This is a genomic window from Micromonospora arida (genome assembly GCF_003857035.1).
GTDB classification, from domain to species: Bacteria; Actinomycetota; Actinomycetes; order Mycobacteriales; family Micromonosporaceae; genus Micromonospora; species Micromonospora arida.
The window spans coordinates 1-15,870 of sequence record NZ_QGSY01000288.1; the positions used below are offsets into that span (position 1 = coordinate 1).

19 protein-coding genes and 1 tRNA gene are annotated in these 15,870 nt (G+C 68.6%); 11 read left to right on the forward strand and 9 right to left on the reverse strand.

The features are described from left to right. Positions 1-115: 115 nt before the first annotated feature. The 3 genes from DLJ58_RS29210 to DLJ58_RS29220 form a co-directional block, all read right to left on the reverse strand. Positions 116-418: a hypothetical protein gene (locus DLJ58_RS29210; protein ID WP_124861128.1), complete on the reverse strand. Its 303-nt coding sequence runs from the start codon at positions 416-418 to the stop codon at positions 116-118. 107 nt (positions 419-525) lie between these two features. Continuing rightward, entirely contained in the window at positions 526-1,575 is a 1,050-nt protein-coding gene (locus DLJ58_RS29215) for a GlsB/YeaQ/YmgE family stress response membrane protein (protein ID WP_124861130.1), read from the reverse strand. Next, positions 1,572-1,982: a PadR family transcriptional regulator gene (locus DLJ58_RS29220; RefSeq protein WP_124861132.1), complete on the reverse strand. Its 411-nt coding sequence runs from the start codon at positions 1,980-1,982 to the stop codon at positions 1,572-1,574. Before DLJ58_RS29220 ends, DLJ58_RS29215 begins: the two co-directional genes overlap by 4 nt. A gap of 218 nt (positions 1,983-2,200) precedes the next feature. On the opposite strand from DLJ58_RS29220, the gene DLJ58_RS29225 reads away from it, so the two are divergent. The 3 genes from DLJ58_RS29225 to DLJ58_RS29235 all read left to right on the forward strand — a co-directional run bounded on the left by DLJ58_RS29225 (position 2,201) and on the right by DLJ58_RS29235 (position 2,953). Next, positions 2,201-2,272: transfer RNA gene (locus DLJ58_RS29225), tRNA-Lys, on the forward strand. A gap of 151 nt (positions 2,273-2,423) precedes the next feature. Beyond that, positions 2,424-2,699 carry a type II toxin-antitoxin system Phd/YefM family antitoxin gene (locus tag DLJ58_RS29230; RefSeq protein WP_167493751.1) on the forward strand — a complete coding sequence of 92 codons (276 nt, stop codon included), beginning with the start codon at positions 2,424-2,426 and terminating at the stop codon, positions 2,697-2,699. Next, a complete protein-coding gene (locus DLJ58_RS29235; protein ID WP_124861136.1) occupies positions 2,696-2,953 on the forward strand; it encodes a Txe/YoeB family addiction module toxin in 258 nt (85 codons plus the stop codon). Before DLJ58_RS29230 ends, DLJ58_RS29235 begins: the two co-directional genes overlap by 4 nt. Positions 2,954-3,046: 93 nt before the next feature. Here DLJ58_RS29235 and DLJ58_RS29240 read toward each other — a convergent pair whose 3' ends face one another. Together DLJ58_RS29240 and DLJ58_RS29245 are read right to left on the reverse strand one after the other, a co-directional pair. Beyond that, the gene (locus DLJ58_RS29240) at positions 3,047-3,802 is read right to left on the reverse strand and encodes a hypothetical protein (protein WP_124861138.1); all 756 of its coding nucleotides are present in this window, start codon (positions 3,800-3,802) and stop codon (positions 3,047-3,049) included. A 255-nt stretch (positions 3,803-4,057) separates the two neighbouring features. Then, positions 4,058-4,513, reverse strand: coding sequence for a lamin tail domain-containing protein (locus DLJ58_RS29245; protein WP_244219183.1), 456 nt, complete (start codon positions 4,511-4,513; stop codon positions 4,058-4,060). A gap of 484 nt (positions 4,514-4,997) precedes the next feature. Between DLJ58_RS29245 and DLJ58_RS29250 the strand changes: the two genes are divergently transcribed. The 3 genes from DLJ58_RS29250 (at position 4,998) to DLJ58_RS29260 (ending at position 9,671) form a co-directional block, all read left to right on the forward strand. Beyond that, positions 4,998-5,768, forward strand: a complete 771-nt coding sequence (locus DLJ58_RS29250) for an IclR family transcriptional regulator (RefSeq protein WP_124861140.1) — start codon at positions 4,998-5,000, stop codon at positions 5,766-5,768. A gap of 439 nt (positions 5,769-6,207) precedes the next feature. Continuing rightward, a complete protein-coding gene (locus DLJ58_RS29255) occupies positions 6,208-7,638 on the forward strand; it encodes an extracellular solute-binding protein (RefSeq protein WP_124861142.1) in 1,431 nt (476 codons plus the stop codon). Continuing rightward, positions 7,635-9,671, forward strand: a complete 2,037-nt coding sequence (locus tag DLJ58_RS29260) for an ABC transporter permease (RefSeq protein WP_124861144.1) — start codon at positions 7,635-7,637, stop codon at positions 9,669-9,671. The genes DLJ58_RS29255 and DLJ58_RS29260 overlap by 4 nt, the downstream gene beginning before the upstream one ends. 79 nt (positions 9,672-9,750) lie before the next feature. Here DLJ58_RS29260 and DLJ58_RS29265 read toward each other — a convergent pair whose 3' ends face one another. Beyond that, positions 9,751-10,362, reverse strand: a complete 612-nt coding sequence (locus DLJ58_RS29265) for a dihydrofolate reductase family protein (protein WP_124861146.1) — start codon at positions 10,360-10,362, stop codon at positions 9,751-9,753. Between the two features lie 120 nt (positions 10,363-10,482). On the opposite strand from DLJ58_RS29265, the gene DLJ58_RS34980 reads away from it, so the two are divergent. Then, complete coding sequence (locus tag DLJ58_RS34980; protein WP_279635920.1) at positions 10,483-10,617, forward strand: hypothetical protein; 135 nt, start codon at positions 10,483-10,485, stop codon at positions 10,615-10,617. 64 nt (positions 10,618-10,681) lie between these two features. Here the strand turns inward: DLJ58_RS34980 and DLJ58_RS29275 are convergent, their stop codons facing one another. Continuing rightward, entirely contained in the window at positions 10,682-11,326 is a 645-nt protein-coding gene (locus tag DLJ58_RS29275; RefSeq protein WP_244219185.1) for a TetR/AcrR family transcriptional regulator, read from the reverse strand. Positions 11,327-11,386: 60 nt separating this feature from the next. Between DLJ58_RS29275 and DLJ58_RS34160 the strand changes: the two genes are divergently transcribed. From DLJ58_RS34160 to DLJ58_RS29285, 3 genes are read left to right on the forward strand one after another with little or no spacing between them, the layout of a single operon-like run. After that, positions 11,387-11,680, forward strand: coding sequence for a hypothetical protein (locus DLJ58_RS34160; RefSeq protein WP_112624669.1), 294 nt, complete (start codon positions 11,387-11,389; stop codon positions 11,678-11,680). After that, complete coding sequence (locus DLJ58_RS29280; RefSeq protein WP_124861148.1) at positions 11,680-12,579, forward strand: methyltransferase domain-containing protein; 900 nt, start codon at positions 11,680-11,682, stop codon at positions 12,577-12,579. Before DLJ58_RS34160 ends, DLJ58_RS29280 begins: the two co-directional genes overlap by 1 nt. Beyond that, positions 12,576-12,959: a hypothetical protein gene (locus tag DLJ58_RS29285; protein WP_124861150.1), complete on the forward strand. Its 384-nt coding sequence runs from the start codon at positions 12,576-12,578 to the stop codon at positions 12,957-12,959. The genes DLJ58_RS29280 and DLJ58_RS29285 overlap by 4 nt, the downstream gene beginning before the upstream one ends. 42 nt (positions 12,960-13,001) lie before the next feature. Here DLJ58_RS29285 and DLJ58_RS29290 read toward each other — a convergent pair whose 3' ends face one another. Both DLJ58_RS29290 and DLJ58_RS29295 read right to left on the reverse strand, forming a co-directional pair. Then, entirely contained in the window at positions 13,002-13,898 is an 897-nt protein-coding gene (locus DLJ58_RS29290) for a helix-turn-helix domain-containing GNAT family N-acetyltransferase (protein WP_124861152.1), read from the reverse strand. Between the two features lie 27 nt (positions 13,899-13,925). Beyond that, positions 13,926-15,086 (reverse strand): low temperature requirement protein A, encoded by a 1,161-nt coding sequence (locus DLJ58_RS29295; RefSeq protein ID WP_124861154.1) that lies wholly within the window; start codon positions 15,084-15,086, stop codon positions 13,926-13,928. Between the two features lie 210 nt (positions 15,087-15,296). Between DLJ58_RS29295 and DLJ58_RS29300 the strand changes: the two genes are divergently transcribed. After that, complete coding sequence (locus tag DLJ58_RS29300) at positions 15,297-15,761, forward strand: hypothetical protein (RefSeq protein ID WP_124861156.1); 465 nt, start codon at positions 15,297-15,299, stop codon at positions 15,759-15,761. Positions 15,762-15,870 lie beyond the last annotated feature (109 nt).

Consider the following 15,870-nt stretch of genomic DNA (forward strand, 5'->3'; position numbering starts at 1 on the left):
CAACCGCCCATCAGCGTGGTGGCCCGCCCCGCCCGGCCGCTTGATCCACTCGACTTCCTGAAAGTCGCGGCATCCGCGCGCCCAGGACAGCCCGACTTCCGGGATCCCGAGTCGATCAAGGGCGAGGAGACTCCCGTACCCAGCCGTGCTTCTCCTTGCCCCGCCTACCGGCGGTGGCGGCCAGGCAGCGTGGGCAGATCCAGCCCACGGCGTCCGCCTCGGTGAGCACGTCGGTACCCGAGTAGTCGAAGCGCACATGCGGGAAGCGACGCAGTCGGGTCCGGCTCAGCGCCAGGCCACAGACCGTCTGGTTCTGGCCGGGCAGCCAGGCGTGCACCTCGCCACCCGGCTGGCGTACGCCATCGCGCCCGACCTCCTCCCCGGAGGCCGCCACGGCCGGCAATCGGCTCGATCCCATGCCGGTCCTGGTTCCCCAGCGGCCGCCACCCATGCGCCACCATGCGGACCACTCCAGATCACCGACCCCACACCTCGGACCCCGCTACCCGGAGGTCCTGCCCGAGGTCAGGCCCGTGCCGTAGCGGTCGAGCGGTGTCCGCAGGTCGGGCAGGCGTCGTCGAGCACTCGCCGACGTACGGTCTGGTGTCGTGCGGCCTGGCCGGCGATTGCCGCTGCCAGCAGCGCCGCGCCGACCAGAAGGATCGACCCGGTGGTGGTGGCGTAGGCCCCCGAGGTCGGCCCACCTCCTTGGCTGCCCCAGATCCCTTGGCTGAGCTGGTTGGCGCCGAACAGGCCGGCCGGGGTGGCGAGCAGCACTGTCGCCCAGAGGCCGGCGTCGTCGGCTCGCAGGGCGCGACCGAGGCCGACGAGCAGGACCAGTGCGAACATCAACCCCCCGGCCATCGCCAGCAGCTCGGGGATCGAGCCGTACGACGTGAACATGTTCCCGCCGTTCTCGGCGGCGCTGAACGCCACGGATGCGGCCGTCACACAGCCGGCCGTGAGCAGCGGCAGGCTACGCGCGACCCAGCCGGGATGGGAGGGCAGCGCGAGCGTGGCCAGGCCGAGCGCGACGGCGGGAACCAGCACGAACAGCGGCGGCCCAGGCTGCCCGGTGGCGGCGGCCACGGGCGGCACGGCGATGGTCAGCAGGAGACCACCGGCCGCGACAGAGCGGGCCCAGGCCCCGGGCAGCGCGGTGGCGGAGAGGGCGACGAGCAGCCAGCCCAGCCAGATGACGGCGCCGAGGGTCTGGAACGGGCCGACCGGGTCCAGCCCAGCGAAGCGGGGATCTTCGAACTCGACTTGTAGGAGCAGGAAGGCGGAGACCGCGACCAGGGTGTTCAACGCGGCGGTCGCGGCCAGCGGGAGAGCCGCAACCAGCCCGAGGGCACCGTACCCGCGCAGTCTCTCCCGGAGCCCGGCGCCGAGCAGGTCGGCGGCGTCGTGTGGGGATGGCCAGCGCCGCCCCGGATCGACCGTGTCGAGGTACGTCCCGACGATCTCGTCGCCCCGCTCAGCCTGGTAGTCAGCCGGGTAGGCCCGCAGCAGCCGCCGGTAGCGGGACTCCAGCGGCGACCCGGCCTGATCCTGCGCGGGGTTGGGCTGGCTCATGCCGGGCCTCCGGTCGGTCGAAGGATGGGGCGGACGGCCGTCAGAGGGCCGCGTGAGGTGGCGCCGGCGGCGCGGGGGCCCGCAGGTCGAGCACGTAACCGCTGCGTGGCGGCCTCGACGTTGCCGCGCAGCCTTTCGGTCTCGGCGGTGAGCACGGACCGGCCGGCTTCGGTGAGCCGGTAATAGCGGCGCAGCCGTCCCTCGACGACCTCCTCGTGGGCCCGCTCGACCAGCCCCTCGTCGGTGAGGCGGTCGAGTGCTCCGTAGAGGGTGCCGGGCCGCAGCGCCAACCGCCCACCGGAGAGGGCCGCGACGTCGCTGACGATGCCGTAGCCGTGCATGTCCTCCCGCGCCAGGGCGGTGAGGATCAAGAAGGTGGGTTCCCGCAGCGGCGTGGGTGTGGACATGACGTCAATATATCGGTGATGAAGCTATACCGGTGACCAAGTGGTGCCGAAGTTCGCCGCAGATGTCCAAGGCGGCTGCGGAAACGAGCCGCGCAGCCCTGCACCATCAACGGCGGTCGTCCAACGCCCACACCACCGCGGCGTAGATCAGCATCACTCCTCTTGACCGGGGGGCGGACATCAGCCGGGGCGCAGACGGTCGGGTAACCTGAGCGCGCGGGCCGCTAGCTCAATGGCAGAGCTGTGGACTTTTAATCCATAGGTTCAGGGTTCGAGTCCCTGGCGGCCCACTCCGTTCCAGCTCACCGGCCCTGACGTTAATCGCTCCTGCCTCGGTGCGTGTGCCCTCACTGCAGGGAAGTACTGCAGCGGCGGGCGACGCACGCGTATGCAACCAGGTCACCTGAGGTACAGTTTTCTGTACTTGCCCTGGAGGTGGTCATGCGGACCGTGAACTTCACCCAGCTACGCCAGAACCTGGCCGCCGAACTCGACAGCGTCATCAACGACGCCGAGGAGGTGGTGGTAACCCGCTCGGGCCACGAGCCGGTGGTGATCGTGCCGCTCGCAGAGTACGAGGCGATGAAGGAGACCGAGTATCTCCTTCGCAACCCGGCCAACGCCGCAGCCCTCCGCCGATCAATCGCGGAGCTTGAAGAGGGTGACGCGGCCGAGCGGGATCTGATCGACCCGGCCACCGTGCGGGACGTGGCGTGAGGCTGATCTTCACCGCGACGGCCTGGAATCAGTACCTGAGCCACACCGACCGCAAGTTGGTCAAGCGCATCAACGATCTCGTCGCTGACGTGATGCGTAACGGATACGAGGGCATCGGCAAACCGGAACCCCTGCGGGGAGAGCTGGCCGGCTTCTGGTCCCGAAGAATCGATCGCGAACACCGGCTGGTGTATCGGATCGCCAAGGACGAGGTCGAAATCATTGCCTGCCGATACCACTACGGCGATCGGTAGCGGACCGGGCTCGGATCAGGAACGTCGGCGTGCCGGAATGCGGCGAGGCCCACACCCGTGATGGACCTGCTCGAACTGTGCAATCACACCTAGCTAGACGGCTGATGGAGGGCTCCCGGTCTCAACCCGGCGGCCCACCTTGCGCACCTGGTCGATGGTCCTGATGTACCCGTCGACGCGTTCCTTGAATTTTGGATCCCTTGGGTCGGCGAAGTCCAACAGCCGCCGGCCCTCGTCGTAGAAATCTGATTCCTGCTGCCGGAACCCCTGATACTTCTCCTCCGACTTCAAGGTGTAGGCCAGGATGGAGATCAGCCCTGTCCATGCCGTCAGAGCCGTCATGAACAGGACAGCTCCCGGCTCATCCTTCTCAAACCGTTGAACGAGTACAGGCAAGCTGACACTTGATATCAGGCTCCACATCACGCGCGCGAGATGTAGCCGATAGTGCGCCGTCGCCTTGTTCTTCCAGAACCGTAGCGTTCCTTCGATGCGCTCGTAGTGGGCCTGCAGCCTGGGCGCCTGAGTGCCCAGGTTGGCGGCGCTGGTGAACCAGGGACCGGGGTCGTTCAGCTCCAGGAAGCCGAGGAACGACCAGAGGATCGGAAGGGCTGTGGCGACGATGCCGACCGCCAATGCTGCCAGTCCCCCATACCACCACCCGACGCGGGCACCCACGATGATGAGGCCGGCCAGCGCCAGCGCTGTCATCGCCAGGAAGCCGAGCTGCTTGTGGTGTTTGCTCCACTTCACCGACAACCAGGACGGCTTGACCGGCGCGCCTCCAGAACCGCGGACGGTGTCGGGCCGTTCGCCGTCATCGGGCTTGCCACCGCTGGAGGCGTCCATGTGGATAATCCGTCCTGTTGACCAGGGCCGACCTTGGGCCGATTGTCCTCAATGTCATCGAGCGGGGACGTGAGTGTCAAGCAGAGTTCCGCTCTGAACCGAGGGCACTGGCCGCCAAAGGACGGCCGCCGTCCGCTCCTGGCGGTCCAGCCAACGGGACCGCTTTGTAAAGCGCGCACGTGCGGATGTGGCGCGCGACAGCGCCGGCCCGCCTGACGAAGTGGGCCGACGCTGTCGCTGTTTGCGGAGACCCCGTCAGCAGGAGGTGTAGCTGCCGCTGCTGCCCCACGAGCAGCTGTCGATCGCCGTTCCGGCCGAGTTGCGCAGGTAGGCGGTGTCGCCGGTGTTGTTCCACACGTACGAGGCGCGCCCCCAGTAGCGGTTGCTAGCGGTGTTGGTGCCCTTGCCGGTGTGGACCACCACGCTGGCGCCGGCCTTCAGATAGAAATTGCTGCTGAACGTGTAGACGTGGTTGGACTTGTCGCGCAGAGTCCAGGACTTGAGGTTGATTGTCGTAGTGCGCTTGTTGGTCAGCCGCACGTATTCGGCGTTCAGGCTGGTGTTCGATCCAGTGTCGCTGCCCGGCGAGTTGTAGTAAGCCTTGGCAATCATGATGGCCGGGGTGGCAGCCTGGGCCGGGGCGGCGAGTGCCAGCGTCCCACCAAGGGCGATGGCAAGGGTGGACGCGACGCCGATCAGCCTCTTCTTCACGTGGTCTCCCTGTATCGAAAGTGGAGGCCGGCGGAAACCCGAATGCCGTCCTGGCAATACCTGCGCGCAAGATCGTAGTGGTAGTTGCCGACGAATTTTTGTCCCCAGAGGGGGCGCGAGGAAATGGTGTCTCAATGGGCATGCGAGCGGAGCCGTCTGGTTCGGTTGGTGACTGGTCGCCTGAGCCGCCACTGAAGAAAGAGGTAGTGCCCGCTGACGGACTGGTATCAGATCTTGACTCAGGGACGCGGCAGAGGTCGGTCATTCGTCCCGCCGTGACAGAGCTGATCGGTGATCCCGTCGACACCGCAGCTCCGTCACGAGATCCCATCAGCCCGCATAAGGCCACCTACCGTGTCGAGACGGTTCGAACCGGCGACGCGTCTGGCACCTGGCGCCGGGAGCCGACGTAGATATCCTCTTCAGGTGCTGGCCCGTGTGGAGATCGTTGACACGGGTTCGGCGCTGCGAAGGGACTATCGACATGCCCCGTGTGGTACCGGCGGTCATCCGCGCCCTCGACGTCCTCGAACTGTTCCTGGACTGCCCCCAACTGTCGGCCCGCCAGGTGATGGAGCGACTCGACCTGCCGCGCACGACTGTCCACGAGTTGCTCGTGACGCTTGAGGCTCGCGCGTACCTGATCTCCGTACCGGGTCAGCCGGTGCAGTATCGGCTCGGCATGCCGCTGTTCCAGTTGGGCGCGGCGTTCGCGGGCCGGCTTGATCTGGTACGCGAGGCGCAGGGCGTCGCGCAGGACGTGGCCGCTGCGTGCGACGAGGCGGTTCATGTGGCGGTGCTCGACGGCGCCGATGTCATCTACCTCGTCAAGTTCGACAGCACCCACCCGGTTCGGATGGTTTCCGGGGTCGGGCTGCGGCTGCCCGCCCACTGCACGGCCGTTGGCAAGGTGCTGCTGTCGGCCCTCGATGAGGCGGACCTGGACGCCGTCCTGCTGAAGGACCCCCTGCCGGGCATGACGCCGGAGAGCATCACCGATCCGGATCTTCTTCGTGAACATCTGGACCGGGTCCGGGTGGAGGGCGTCGCGGTCGACATCGGCGAGTCGGACACTGCGATGCGCTGCGTCGCCGCGGGGATCCGGGACCATACCGGCGCCGTCATCGCTGGGATGAGCTTGTCCGCGCCGATCATCCGTTGGACGCCTCAGGTGCAGGTGGAGTGGACCGGGCTGGTTCGCGAGGGGGCGGCCGCGTTGTCGGCTCGCATGGGCTACCGGGCGCAGCCTCGATAGGCAGCCTCCCGCTTTCGGTTCGAAACAACATCGAAACATTGACATCGTTCTTGGCACTGTTCTAGCGTCGCGACCACTCGATACGGTATATCGAACCTAGTTCGAAATCTCGAACGGCGGTGGTCCTGTGAACCGACCGAACTGGAACGTCAGCGCTAGCACCTCGGCCCGGTCGCCGATCGCCTCGACCCCGTCGCGCCATCCGACGAGCGGCACCCGGCATGTCTCGGGTGGCTCCGACGAAGCGCGCGGACGTGGACGTCCCACGGTGACGGGCGGGCCCGCTCACCACCGTGGCGACCCACCGACGCACTGAACTCGACGGGCGACCCCTCGGTGGTCGCCGGCAGAAACCAACTGGAACACAACCGTCGCGGTGTCCGCCAGGTAGGCCTTCGGCGTGCAGCCGTGCGCGGTGAGATGAAGGAGGCGAGTGTCCATGGAGGACAAGTCGGGGTGGTCACGGCGCGGCTTTCTGGGGATGGGAGTGGGGGTGCTCGGTGCGGCCGGTCTGGCCGCCTGTGGGGACAGCTCCGAATCGCCCAGCAAGGTGCAGCCTGAGGTTCCGCAGGAGCTGATCGACGCTGCGGCGGCGATGAAGGGCTCCTCGATGGGCATGCTGTCGCAGAAGCTGTACTCGACGGCGGCGAACGAAGCCCTCGACAGCTCGATCAAGAAGTTCGCCGACACCACCGGGACGAAGATCGAGAACAGTCTGGTCCAGGCCGACGCCGGTGACGTGGTGGCCAAGATCGACGCCGAGGTCAAGGGCGGGGTGGCGCGTGACCTGGCGTTCATGACCGACTCCCGGTTCGTCGCGCAGTTCCAGGCGCTGGGCGACCTGGAGGACGTGACGGACGTCGTCAAGGCGCTGACCGCCAAGTACGGCGAACCCTGCGCCGAGGCCAAGAACTTCTGCGTCTTCGACGGCAAGTGGTTCGCGATCCCCTACCACTTCATCGGGATCGGGTCGTTCCTGCGCAAGGACTGGATGCAGGACAAGGGCATCACACCCAAGGACATCTACAGCTGGGAGGAGCTGCGGGACCTGTGCCTGGAGATCTCCGATCCGGGCAAACGCCGGTTCGGCTGGGGCATGACGGTGAACCGGTCCGGTGACGGCAACGGCATGATCGAGGCGCTGATCAACGCCTACGGCGGGTCGATCGCCGCCAACGACGGCCGGAAGGTCACCTTCAACTCACCGGAGACGGTGCAGGCGGTGACCTTCCTCGGCGACATCTACACCAACCCGAAGTACAAGCCGATGCTGCCGCCGGGGATCGCGAGCTGGACCGACACCAGCAACAACGAGAACTGGCTCGCCGGGATCCTCGGCTACACCCGCAACCAGTTCAGCGTCTACGCGGACTCCAGGACCAAGAAGAACCCGGTGCACGCGAACACCCACGTGTTCTCCGACTGCATCGGGCCGGCGACCGACAATCCGCTGCTGCTCGGCCAGTCGCAGGGCTTCGTCGTCTTCAAGGGCGCCAAGAACCCGGCGCTCGCCAAGCTCCTGGCCCAGTACCTGGTCAGCGCGCCCGCGCTGCTCGGGGTGGCGAAGGAAGCACCCGGCCTGGTGATGCCCGCCTGGGAGAAGGTCTGGGACGCCGACCCGTTCTTCACCAGCGGCGACCCGGCGTTCCCCATGTTGCGCAAGATCACTGAACTGAAGCTGCCGCTGAACACGAAGAACGGCCTGGCCTTCCCGCAGAAGGCCAGCGCGGGCCAGCAGGCGGTGGGTTCGGCCTACGTCCTCACCGACATGATGCAGCAGGTCGTGCAGGGCACGGCGCCGGCGCAGGCCGTGACGGCCGCCCACGCGAAGATGGTGCAGATCTTCAACCAGCAGGGGCTGCCGCAGTGAGCTCGGTCCGTCCTGCGCGGGTCCCGACGGCGAGGAAGTCCCCGCCGTCGGGACCTGGCTCCCTCACCGCGGTCCAACGGCGGCTGGGTCGCGACTGGCGACTCGCGGCCCTGTTCCTGGCGCCGATGGCCGTGCTGGTCGGCGGGCTCGTTCTCGTGCCGATCGGCCGGTCGATCATCACCAGCACCACGGAACGGCACGGGCAGGACAGCGTATTCGTCGGCCTGGACAACTACCTCGCGCTCATCGGCGACGACCAGTTCCACACCGGCGTGGTGAACTCGTTCGTCTTCACCGCGTACGCCGAGGTTTTCAAGGTCGTGCTGGGGTTGGCCGCGGCCCTGCTGCTGCACCATCGCCGCCGTGGGCGGGCCGTGCTGGCCGGGTTGCTCCTGGTGCCGTGGGTGGTGCCGACGGTGGTGACGGCGTTCAGCTGGCGTGCGCTGCTCGACCCGATCTTCGGCAGCGTCAACACGCTGCTCACCGCCACCGGGATCGGGCCGCTGCTGGCCAGCGCGCACCTGGTGGACAGCTGGCCCGCGGGCTGGCTGTCCGACCCGTCGCTGGCCATGCCGTCGGTGATCCTCGTGAACGTCTGGAAGGGAGTGCCGTTCTTCACCGTGTGTTTCCTCGCGGGGTTGAAGGCCATCCCTGCGGACCTCTACGAGGCGGCGACCATCGACGGCGCCTCGTCGTGGCAGCGGTTCACCCACGTGACGCTGCCCGGACTGCGCCACGTGATCACCGTGACGGTGACCCTGTCGTCGATCTGGACGTTCAACAACTTCGACCTCGTCTGGTTGCTGACGCAGGGCGGCCCGGGCGACGTGACCGCGCCGTACGTGCTCATCGCCTACTCGAAGGCCATCCTGCAGCTCCAGTACGGCGCGGGCGCGGCGGTCACGCTCGTCATGCTGCCGATCATCGGCGGGCTGGTGTTCGTCCTGGTCCGGTTGTTGCGCCAGGACACCAACATCAAACTGCCCCGGCGACGCCGGGCGGCGCGGTGGATCGGGACACAGCGGTGGGCCGCGACGGCGCGAAAGGCGCTGCCGTGGGTCGTCGCCGCGCTGGTCACCGGTCTGCTGGCCTGGGCGTCACCGCAGATTTTCTGGAAGGCGGCGGTGGTCCTCGGTGTGATTCTGCTGATCGCGGCGGGGGTCGGCCGGGTGGTCTCGACCCTCCAGTCCCGGGGTGGTCGCCGTTCGTCGTCGGTGGTGTCTGGCCTGGGTTCCTGGGCCGCGCTGGCCGGCCTGCTCTTCTTCGTGCTGGGCCCGCTGTACTGGATCGCCGTCACGGCCTTCAAGTCCGAGGGACAGGTCGTCATGCGTACCGACGACCTGTGGCCGACGCCGTGGACGCTTGAGCAGTTCGGCGCCCTGTTCGACAACCAACCGTTCGGCCGCTGGTATCTCAACACCCTGCTGGTGTCCGCAGCGTCGACCGCTGTGGCACTGGTCTGCGCCGCCCTGGCGGGGTACGCGCTGGCCCGGCTGCGGTTCCGCGGGGCGCAGGGCTTCACCGTCACGGTGCTGCTCACCTACGTGATGCCGGGTGCGCTGCTGTTCATCCCGCTGTACCAGATGCTCATCGGCGCCCGGCTCACCGACTCGCTGTGGTCCCTGGTGGTGACGTACCCGACCTTCACGCTGCCGTTCGCCACCTGGCTGCTGGTGGGTTACTTCTCGTCGATCCCCATCGAGTTGGAGGAGGCCGCGCTGGTCGACGGTTGCAGCCGCATCCAGGCGTTCGGCCGGGTGGTGCTGCCGCTGGCAAAGCCAGGGCTGCTGGCGGTCGCGCTCTTCACCCTGACCAACGCCTGGAACGAGTTCCTCTTCGCCTTCGTGTTCATCACCAAGGACGAGTACAAGACGCTCCCGGTGGGGATGCAATCGATGATCGCCGGAGACGTCGTGCCGCAAGGACAACTCGCCGCCGCGTCGCTGCTCGTCAGCATCCCCGTGGTGATCATGTACGCCCTCGGGCAGCGCTTCCTGACCGAAGGGCTCACCGCAGGCGCGGTGAAGGGGTGATTGGAGGGCAGCCGACCGCTAGCGCTACCAGGCGGCGGCCCGGTGCTGGGACGGATCATGACCGTGTTCTGGGACGTGCTCAGGCGGACTCGTTTCCGGTCTGGATGCGCGTGTAGGTGAGGAAGAGGGCGCCACTGTCCAGAACGGTGTGGTCGGTCAGGCGCCAGGTGCGTGGTGCGAAGACGGCGTCGCGGCCGAAGAGCGGGATGCCGGCGCCAATGGTCATCGGCGCAAGCTTGATGATCAGCTGGTCGATCTCGGAGTAGAGGGCACCGGCCAGCGCACCGCCGCCGATCACCCAGACGTCCTTGCCGTCGTGCCGCTTCAGCTCTCGTACCGTGGCAATCGGGTCTTGGCCGACGACCTCGACGGCCGGGTCCGGGCTGCTGCCCAGCGTGCGGGAGAACACCAGGTGGCGCAGGTGCGGGTACGCGTCGGTCACGCCGGCCTTCAGGCCCACCTCGTACGAGTGGCGCCCTTCCAGCACGGTGTCGAACCGGCTGCCCTGGTCGGTGATGCCGAACGCCTGCCGGGCCGGACCGGGGAGGGTCTCCGGATATTCGCTGACCAGGTGGTGCAGGTAGTCCTCCGGGATGGGCCAGAAGCCGTCGGGGCCGGTGGGGTCGGCGCCGTCGGGACCGGCGATGAAGCCGTCCAGGGTGGCGGCGATGTAATACACGAGCTTGCGCACGACGATCTCCTCGTTCAGGCTGCCGGATGCTGTTCGGCGACGACGTATCAGCCTGCCCGGCGAGGCACCGGGCCACAAGATCAAAGCTGGCAACGTGCCATAACCCTCACCGTCGGCCCGGTGATCTACACCGAACCCATCGTGCTGGCCGTCGGAGCAACTCACCGGCTGGCCGGCCGTAAATCGGTCTCCTACGAGGACCTGGCAGACGAGACGGTCATGGGCGGGGCCCGGCCGGACTACTCCGTCGAATAGCCCGCCGCGTCGGCGGGCCGAGTGACCACAGCTTCGGCATCGCGCCCATGACCAGCGCTTTCCACTATTCGGCGCTGACGATGATCGCGCCGCTGACGGTGTCCACATACCACCGCTGGTACTGCTCAGTCGCCCATCCGCGTTGCCGGACGAGCCAGTCGAAGTTGCGGACGTCCTGGGCCAACCAGAGGATGTCGGCCACCTGATCGACGCTCAGGTCGGAGCGTACGCCTCCCGTGCCGACGAGTTCGGCGGCGAACATGGCCATGCCGCGGCGGCGGTCGTCGACGTTCTTGCGCCAGATCTCGGCGGCGTCCGGATCGGCCGTGGCCGCGCCGACCAGCGCGAGCATCACCTGGGCCTGCCGGGCGTTGACCTCGGCCAGGTGACGGGCGTAGCGGGCGAGCTTCGCCCGCGGGTCGGTGAGTGCGCGGATCTCGGCGACGAAGGGCCGGTCCGGCAGGGCCACCGGTTCGTCGTCGCCGGCCAGGGTGACGTCGACCAGTTGGGAGAGCAGTTGCCGCTTGCTGCCGAACACCGCGTACAGGGTCTGGACCGCGACGCCGGCTTCCACGGCGACAGCTGTCAGCGGTGTGGCCGCGTAGCCCGGGTCGACGAACAGCCGGCCAGCCGCTTCGAGGATCGCTCGCCGGGTCTGTCGGGCCTGCTCCTGTCGGCGGGAAGAGTCATAACGTCTCTTGACAACCACCTCTCGAGTGTAGTGCTCTATTGGATAGAGTCTAACTCTATCTATCGAGAGGTGGCGGCCATGCCGTTCGGTGTGTTGCAGGAGATGCCCGGCGTCAGCGAGGCGGAATACCGGCAGGTGGAACGACACCTCGGACCGGACCGGCCGCCGGGTCTCCTCGCCCATGTCGCCGGGCCGACAGAGGACGGCTGGCGGATCATCAACATCTGGCAGGACGAAGCGGCATTCCGCCGGTTCCAGTCCGAACGGCTGGTCCGAGCTGCTGGCTTGGCGGCACAGGAGGACGGCTTCGACCCGACGAAGGCGGCCCACTTCCGCTCGATGAGCGTCGACGGCGCCGAGATGCCGTTCTGATGACCGACACCGCCAGCCTGCGGGCCCGCAGCGCCGCTTTCTGGGCGGGAGCGGCAGCTGGCTGGATTCGCCACGCCGATCGGCAGGACGAGACCGGTCGACCGCTGGGCGCGGCGGCCATGGATCGACTGGCCGCACGACCCGCCGAACGAATCCTCGATGTGGGCTGCGGCTGCGGCGGCACCACGGCCGAGATCGCCGCCGCAGTCGGCCAGACCGGCGCGGCGATCGGTGTCGACATCGACGAGGCTATGGTCACCGCCGCTCGACGCCGGTTCCCCACCGACGGGCACCCCGGCATCCAGTTCCACGTGGCCGACATCGAGACTCTCGATGTCGTGCCTGGTGCCCCGTTCGACGCGGCGTTCTCACGAATGACCCTGATGCTGTTGGCGGACCCGGTTGCCGGCTGCCGCACGATCCGGCGATCACTGCGCCCGGGAGGGCGCCTCGCCGCGACCGTCTTCCGCGACGGCGGCGTCAACCCGTGGCTGTCCGCGGCGATGCTCGGCGCCGCACCGCATCTCGGACCGTTACCACCGCTCCCAGTGGGTGACGAGCCCGGTCCGTTCGCGTTCGCCGACCCGGCGCGGCTCGCCCGGATCCTCACCACCGCCGGCTTCACCTCCGTCACGATCACACCGCGCGATGTCGCCCTGGAAACTCCGGACGACGCCGACGCGGTGGCCGAATGGCTCATCGAGGTCGGCCCGGCCGGTGCCGCGTACCGGGCGGCTCCGCCGGCTGATCAGGCCTCGGCCCGGGCCGGGGTCGCCCGGCTGCTCGGCCGGTTCCGTGAGCCCGGCGCCGGCTACCGGCTGCCCACCGGCCTCTGGCTCGTCGCCGCGAACGCCGGAACCCCTACCCACCACGAACCCCGTGAGGACAAGATCCAATGAGTACGTTCCGACCGCTCGCACCAGCCCTCTGCCTCGTGCTCGCCCTGACGGCGTGCACCGAGGCCGACGCGCCCGAGCCCGCCGCGGTGCCAGACACGACAGGACCGACCAGCGCGGCCGGATCCGTCCCGGCCGCCGGCTCTCCGGTGTCGGCGAAGGAAGTGTGCGCCTACCTGGACGGCCAGGTGCCGACGCTCAAGGGGATCGGGTCCGAGACGGGCGCGATGGCGAACCTCACCGTGAACCTCTATTCCTGGTACGAGAAGCAGGGCCCGGTGCCCAACGGCCGTGAGATCGACGACCAGACCCGCAAGGAATGCCCGACGACCCGGACCGAGGTGCTGAAACTCGCCGGCATGGAGAGCTTCGAGCGGCTGTAGCCGCCGCGTAGGCGGCGCCCGATCACCGGACGGTTGGGGCTGTCAGTGCCCCAACCGCTTCTCGAACCAGTGGTGGGCGTAGCGCTCGGTGTTGTACGCCTCGATCTCCCGGTAACCGGTCGCCCGGTACAGGGCGATCGCCTCGGTGAGGTTGCGGTTGGTGTCCAGCCGGACCGCTGTCGCACCGCGCTCGGCGGCGTACCGTTCCAACTCGCCCAGCAGCCGCCGCCCGACGCCGAGCCCACGTACGGTGTCGGCCACCCACACGCGTTTGATCTCGGCGGGCGCGTCGGGGTGGAGTTTGACCGCGCCGCAGCCGATCGGTTCGCTGTTGAGGGTGGCGAGCAGGAGCACCCCGTTGGGCGGGACGAGCGCTTCGTCGTGGACCGGGTTGCTCAGTGCGGGGTCGAACCCGTCGTCGAATCGTCGCGCGATGTCGCGGGCGTAGGCCCGCAGGCACGCGCGGGCTCGCGGGTCGCTCGGCGGGCACGGCTCGATGACGACCATCGAGCCGATGAGCAGCCGTTCGACCTCGGCCATGGCGGTGACGAGTCGTTCGCGGCGGTGTTCGGTGAGTGGTTCGAGGATCGAGGCGGCGAGATCGTCCGACCGCTGGTCGAGGTCGGCCCACTGGGTCCGGCCGGCCTCGGTGAGCGTGGCGACGCGTACCCGGCCGTCGGCGCCGGTCTGGTCGACTGGCCCCACGGCGATGAGGCCGTCGTTCTCCAGGGTGCGCAGGAGTCGGCTGAGGTATCCGGAGTCCAGGCCGAGCCGGGCCCGCAGCGCGGCGACCTCGGCACCGGCGGGGCCGATTTCCCAGAGCAACCGAGCCTGGCCCAGGGGGCGCCCCTGGGCCATGTACTCGTCGTCGAGCGCACCCACCCGTTGGGTGACCGTCCGGTTGAACCGCCGCACCGCGGCGATGAGAGCCGAGTCCATATACCTGACTTTAGTCAGGCTTCTTGGCTACGCACCAGATCGGTGGCGGTAGGACCCGATCCCGGCGTGGTCCAGGACGACCACCAGGAGCGCCACCCCGGTGGCGACCGCGCTGACCACCAACAGCGGCAGCCGCAGCACGGCCGCCGCAGCGGCCAGCACGAACAGGGCGGCGACCCGGGGCCAGGAAAGTCGCCGGTGGATCGCCGCCGAGAAGAGGATCCGCCCGGCGAGGAACAGCGTCGGCCCGCTCAGGATGACCAGGACCGCGGTCGTGTCACCGGTCTCCATGGGGTGGGCGATGCTCAACTCGGCCCCGACTGCGGTGACCACCAGCCCGGCGATCATCACCAGGTGCAGGTATCCGGTGATGACGCCGAGCCGGGCCGGGTCGGCGCGCTCGATGGCCGGGCCGAGACGCTGGCCGGCGGGCGTGACGTAGAGCAGACCGATCAGCACCGCGGTGGCGAAGACCAGCAGGAACGCGACAGTCTGCGGGAAGTGAAGGTCGGTGCCGGCGTACGAGAGGCCGGCGACCAGAACGAGTTCGCCGAGCGCAATGATCATGATCTGCTGGTACCGCTCGGCGAAATGCTCACCGGCCAGGTGCAACTCCTCCCGCCTGGTCCGGCCCATCCCCGGCGTGGGCCAGCGGAGTCGCGGACCGGTGAGGTCGAGGGCGAGGGCCAGCAGCCAGAGCGGCACCCGCCACTGCGGCAGAAACCCACCGGCGAGCCACGGTACGGCGGAGACGCTGAACCAGCAGAGGATGCGCAGCGTCCGGATCTGCCGCGGATGACCTCGCAGCCCGACGGCGGTGACCACGCCCCGGGCGATGTGCACCGAGACGTACGCGCCGGCGAAAAGCAGGCCCCGCCCGTCCAGCGCCTGCGGGATCGCCACCCCGATCAGCAGGCTGCCCAGCGCGGAACCCACCAACAGCCACCGCACCGCCGGGCTCTCCGGGTCGTACCAGTCGGCGAACCAGGTGGTGGGCACCCAGATCCACCAGACTCCGGTCAACAGCACGGCGGTCCGCAGCGCGCCGGCCAGGGTGAGGTCGTGCAGCAGGTGCGTGGCCAACTGACTGAGGGCGAGCACGAACGCCAGATCGAAGAACAGCTCCAGGAACGACGCGCTCAGCGGCGAGTCACCGCCCCGCAGCAGCCGTTCGGGTCTGCTCGCCATCGGCGCTCCTCCCGCTGGCGCACGCCCCTGCGTCCGTCGTACCACCCGAGGCCGGCCACCGGAGCCGAAAGCAGGGTCAGCCGCAGGCGCGGAACTCGATGTCCAGCACCCGCGGCGACGACCCGCTGACCCCTCGTGTCGTTGATCCGGCTGCGCCCATGGTCACCGCTGACCACGGTGGGGGCACCGACTCAACGAGGAGGGACACCGATGACGGCTCAGCGCGAAACCGTGCAGGTCGACCACGATCTGTTCCGCGCCGTGTACGACTCGCCCGCATCACTGCCCGGCCGACACCGCTGGACCACCCCCGAGTCGGACGTCCGGCGGCTGGAGAAACTGCTCGGCATGCCGGCGCGCAGCATCGGCGCCCCGCTCTGGGTCAGCGGCGACGAACCCGACTGCCCTAAGTGCCGCCGGCGGATCACCTGGTACGACATCGTCTCGTCGGCGCTCTCCGGCCTGCACGACAAGGTCATGATCGCCACGGTCATCCTGGGCGAGCGCAAGTACGTCAACACCGAGATCCCGGATGCCATCGCCGGGGTGCGCTGCTCCGACTGTCACACCGCGATCGACGGTCTGCGCAGCTTCAAGTGCCACAACTGGGCGTACGCCTTCGAGGCGCTCGAGGCCGTCCGCGAGCGGATGGCCGGCGGTTCCGCGCCGACCTGAGCCGGCGGTCCCGCCTCGACCTGAGCCGGCGCTCGCGCCGACCTGAGCCGGAGCCGTGGCCGCCCCTGAGCCGGTCGGGGCGGCTCAGTCGGCTGAGCGGCGGGTGGGG

Coding starts and splice junctions, on each gene's coding strand:
- DLJ58_RS29255 (WP_124861142.1), top strand. CDS start 6,208: ATGGAGGACAAGTCGGGGTGGTCACGGCGCGGCTTTCTGGGGATGGGA.
- DLJ58_RS29285 (WP_124861150.1), top strand. CDS start 12,576: ATGAGTACGTTCCGACCGCTCGCACCAGCCCTCTGCCTCGTGCTCGCC.
- DLJ58_RS29215 (WP_124861130.1), bottom strand. CDS start 1,575: ATGAGCCAGCCCAACCCCGCGCAGGATCAGGCCGGGTCGCCGCTGGAG.
- DLJ58_RS29300 (WP_124861156.1), top strand. CDS start 15,297: ATGACGGCTCAGCGCGAAACCGTGCAGGTCGACCACGATCTGTTCCGC.
- DLJ58_RS29290 (WP_124861152.1), bottom strand. CDS start 13,898: ATGGACTCGGCTCTCATCGCCGCGGTGCGGCGGTTCAACCGGACGGTC.
- DLJ58_RS29280 (WP_124861148.1), top strand. CDS start 11,680: ATGACCGACACCGCCAGCCTGCGGGCCCGCAGCGCCGCTTTCTGGGCG.
- DLJ58_RS29240 (WP_124861138.1), bottom strand. CDS start 3,802: ATGGACGCCTCCAGCGGTGGCAAGCCCGATGACGGCGAACGGCCCGAC.
- DLJ58_RS29250 (WP_124861140.1), top strand. CDS start 4,998: ATGCCCCGTGTGGTACCGGCGGTCATCCGCGCCCTCGACGTCCTCGAA.
- DLJ58_RS29230 (WP_167493751.1), top strand. CDS start 2,424: ATGCGGACCGTGAACTTCACCCAGCTACGCCAGAACCTGGCCGCCGAA.
- DLJ58_RS29220 (WP_124861132.1), bottom strand. CDS start 1,982: ATGTCCACACCCACGCCGCTGCGGGAACCCACCTTCTTGATCCTCACC.
- DLJ58_RS29295 (WP_124861154.1), bottom strand. CDS start 15,086: ATGGCGAGCAGACCCGAACGGCTGCTGCGGGGCGGTGACTCGCCGCTG.
- DLJ58_RS29210 (WP_124861128.1), bottom strand. CDS start 418: ATGGGATCGAGCCGATTGCCGGCCGTGGCGGCCTCCGGGGAGGAGGTC.
- DLJ58_RS34160 (WP_112624669.1), top strand. CDS start 11,387: ATGCCGTTCGGTGTGTTGCAGGAGATGCCCGGCGTCAGCGAGGCGGAA.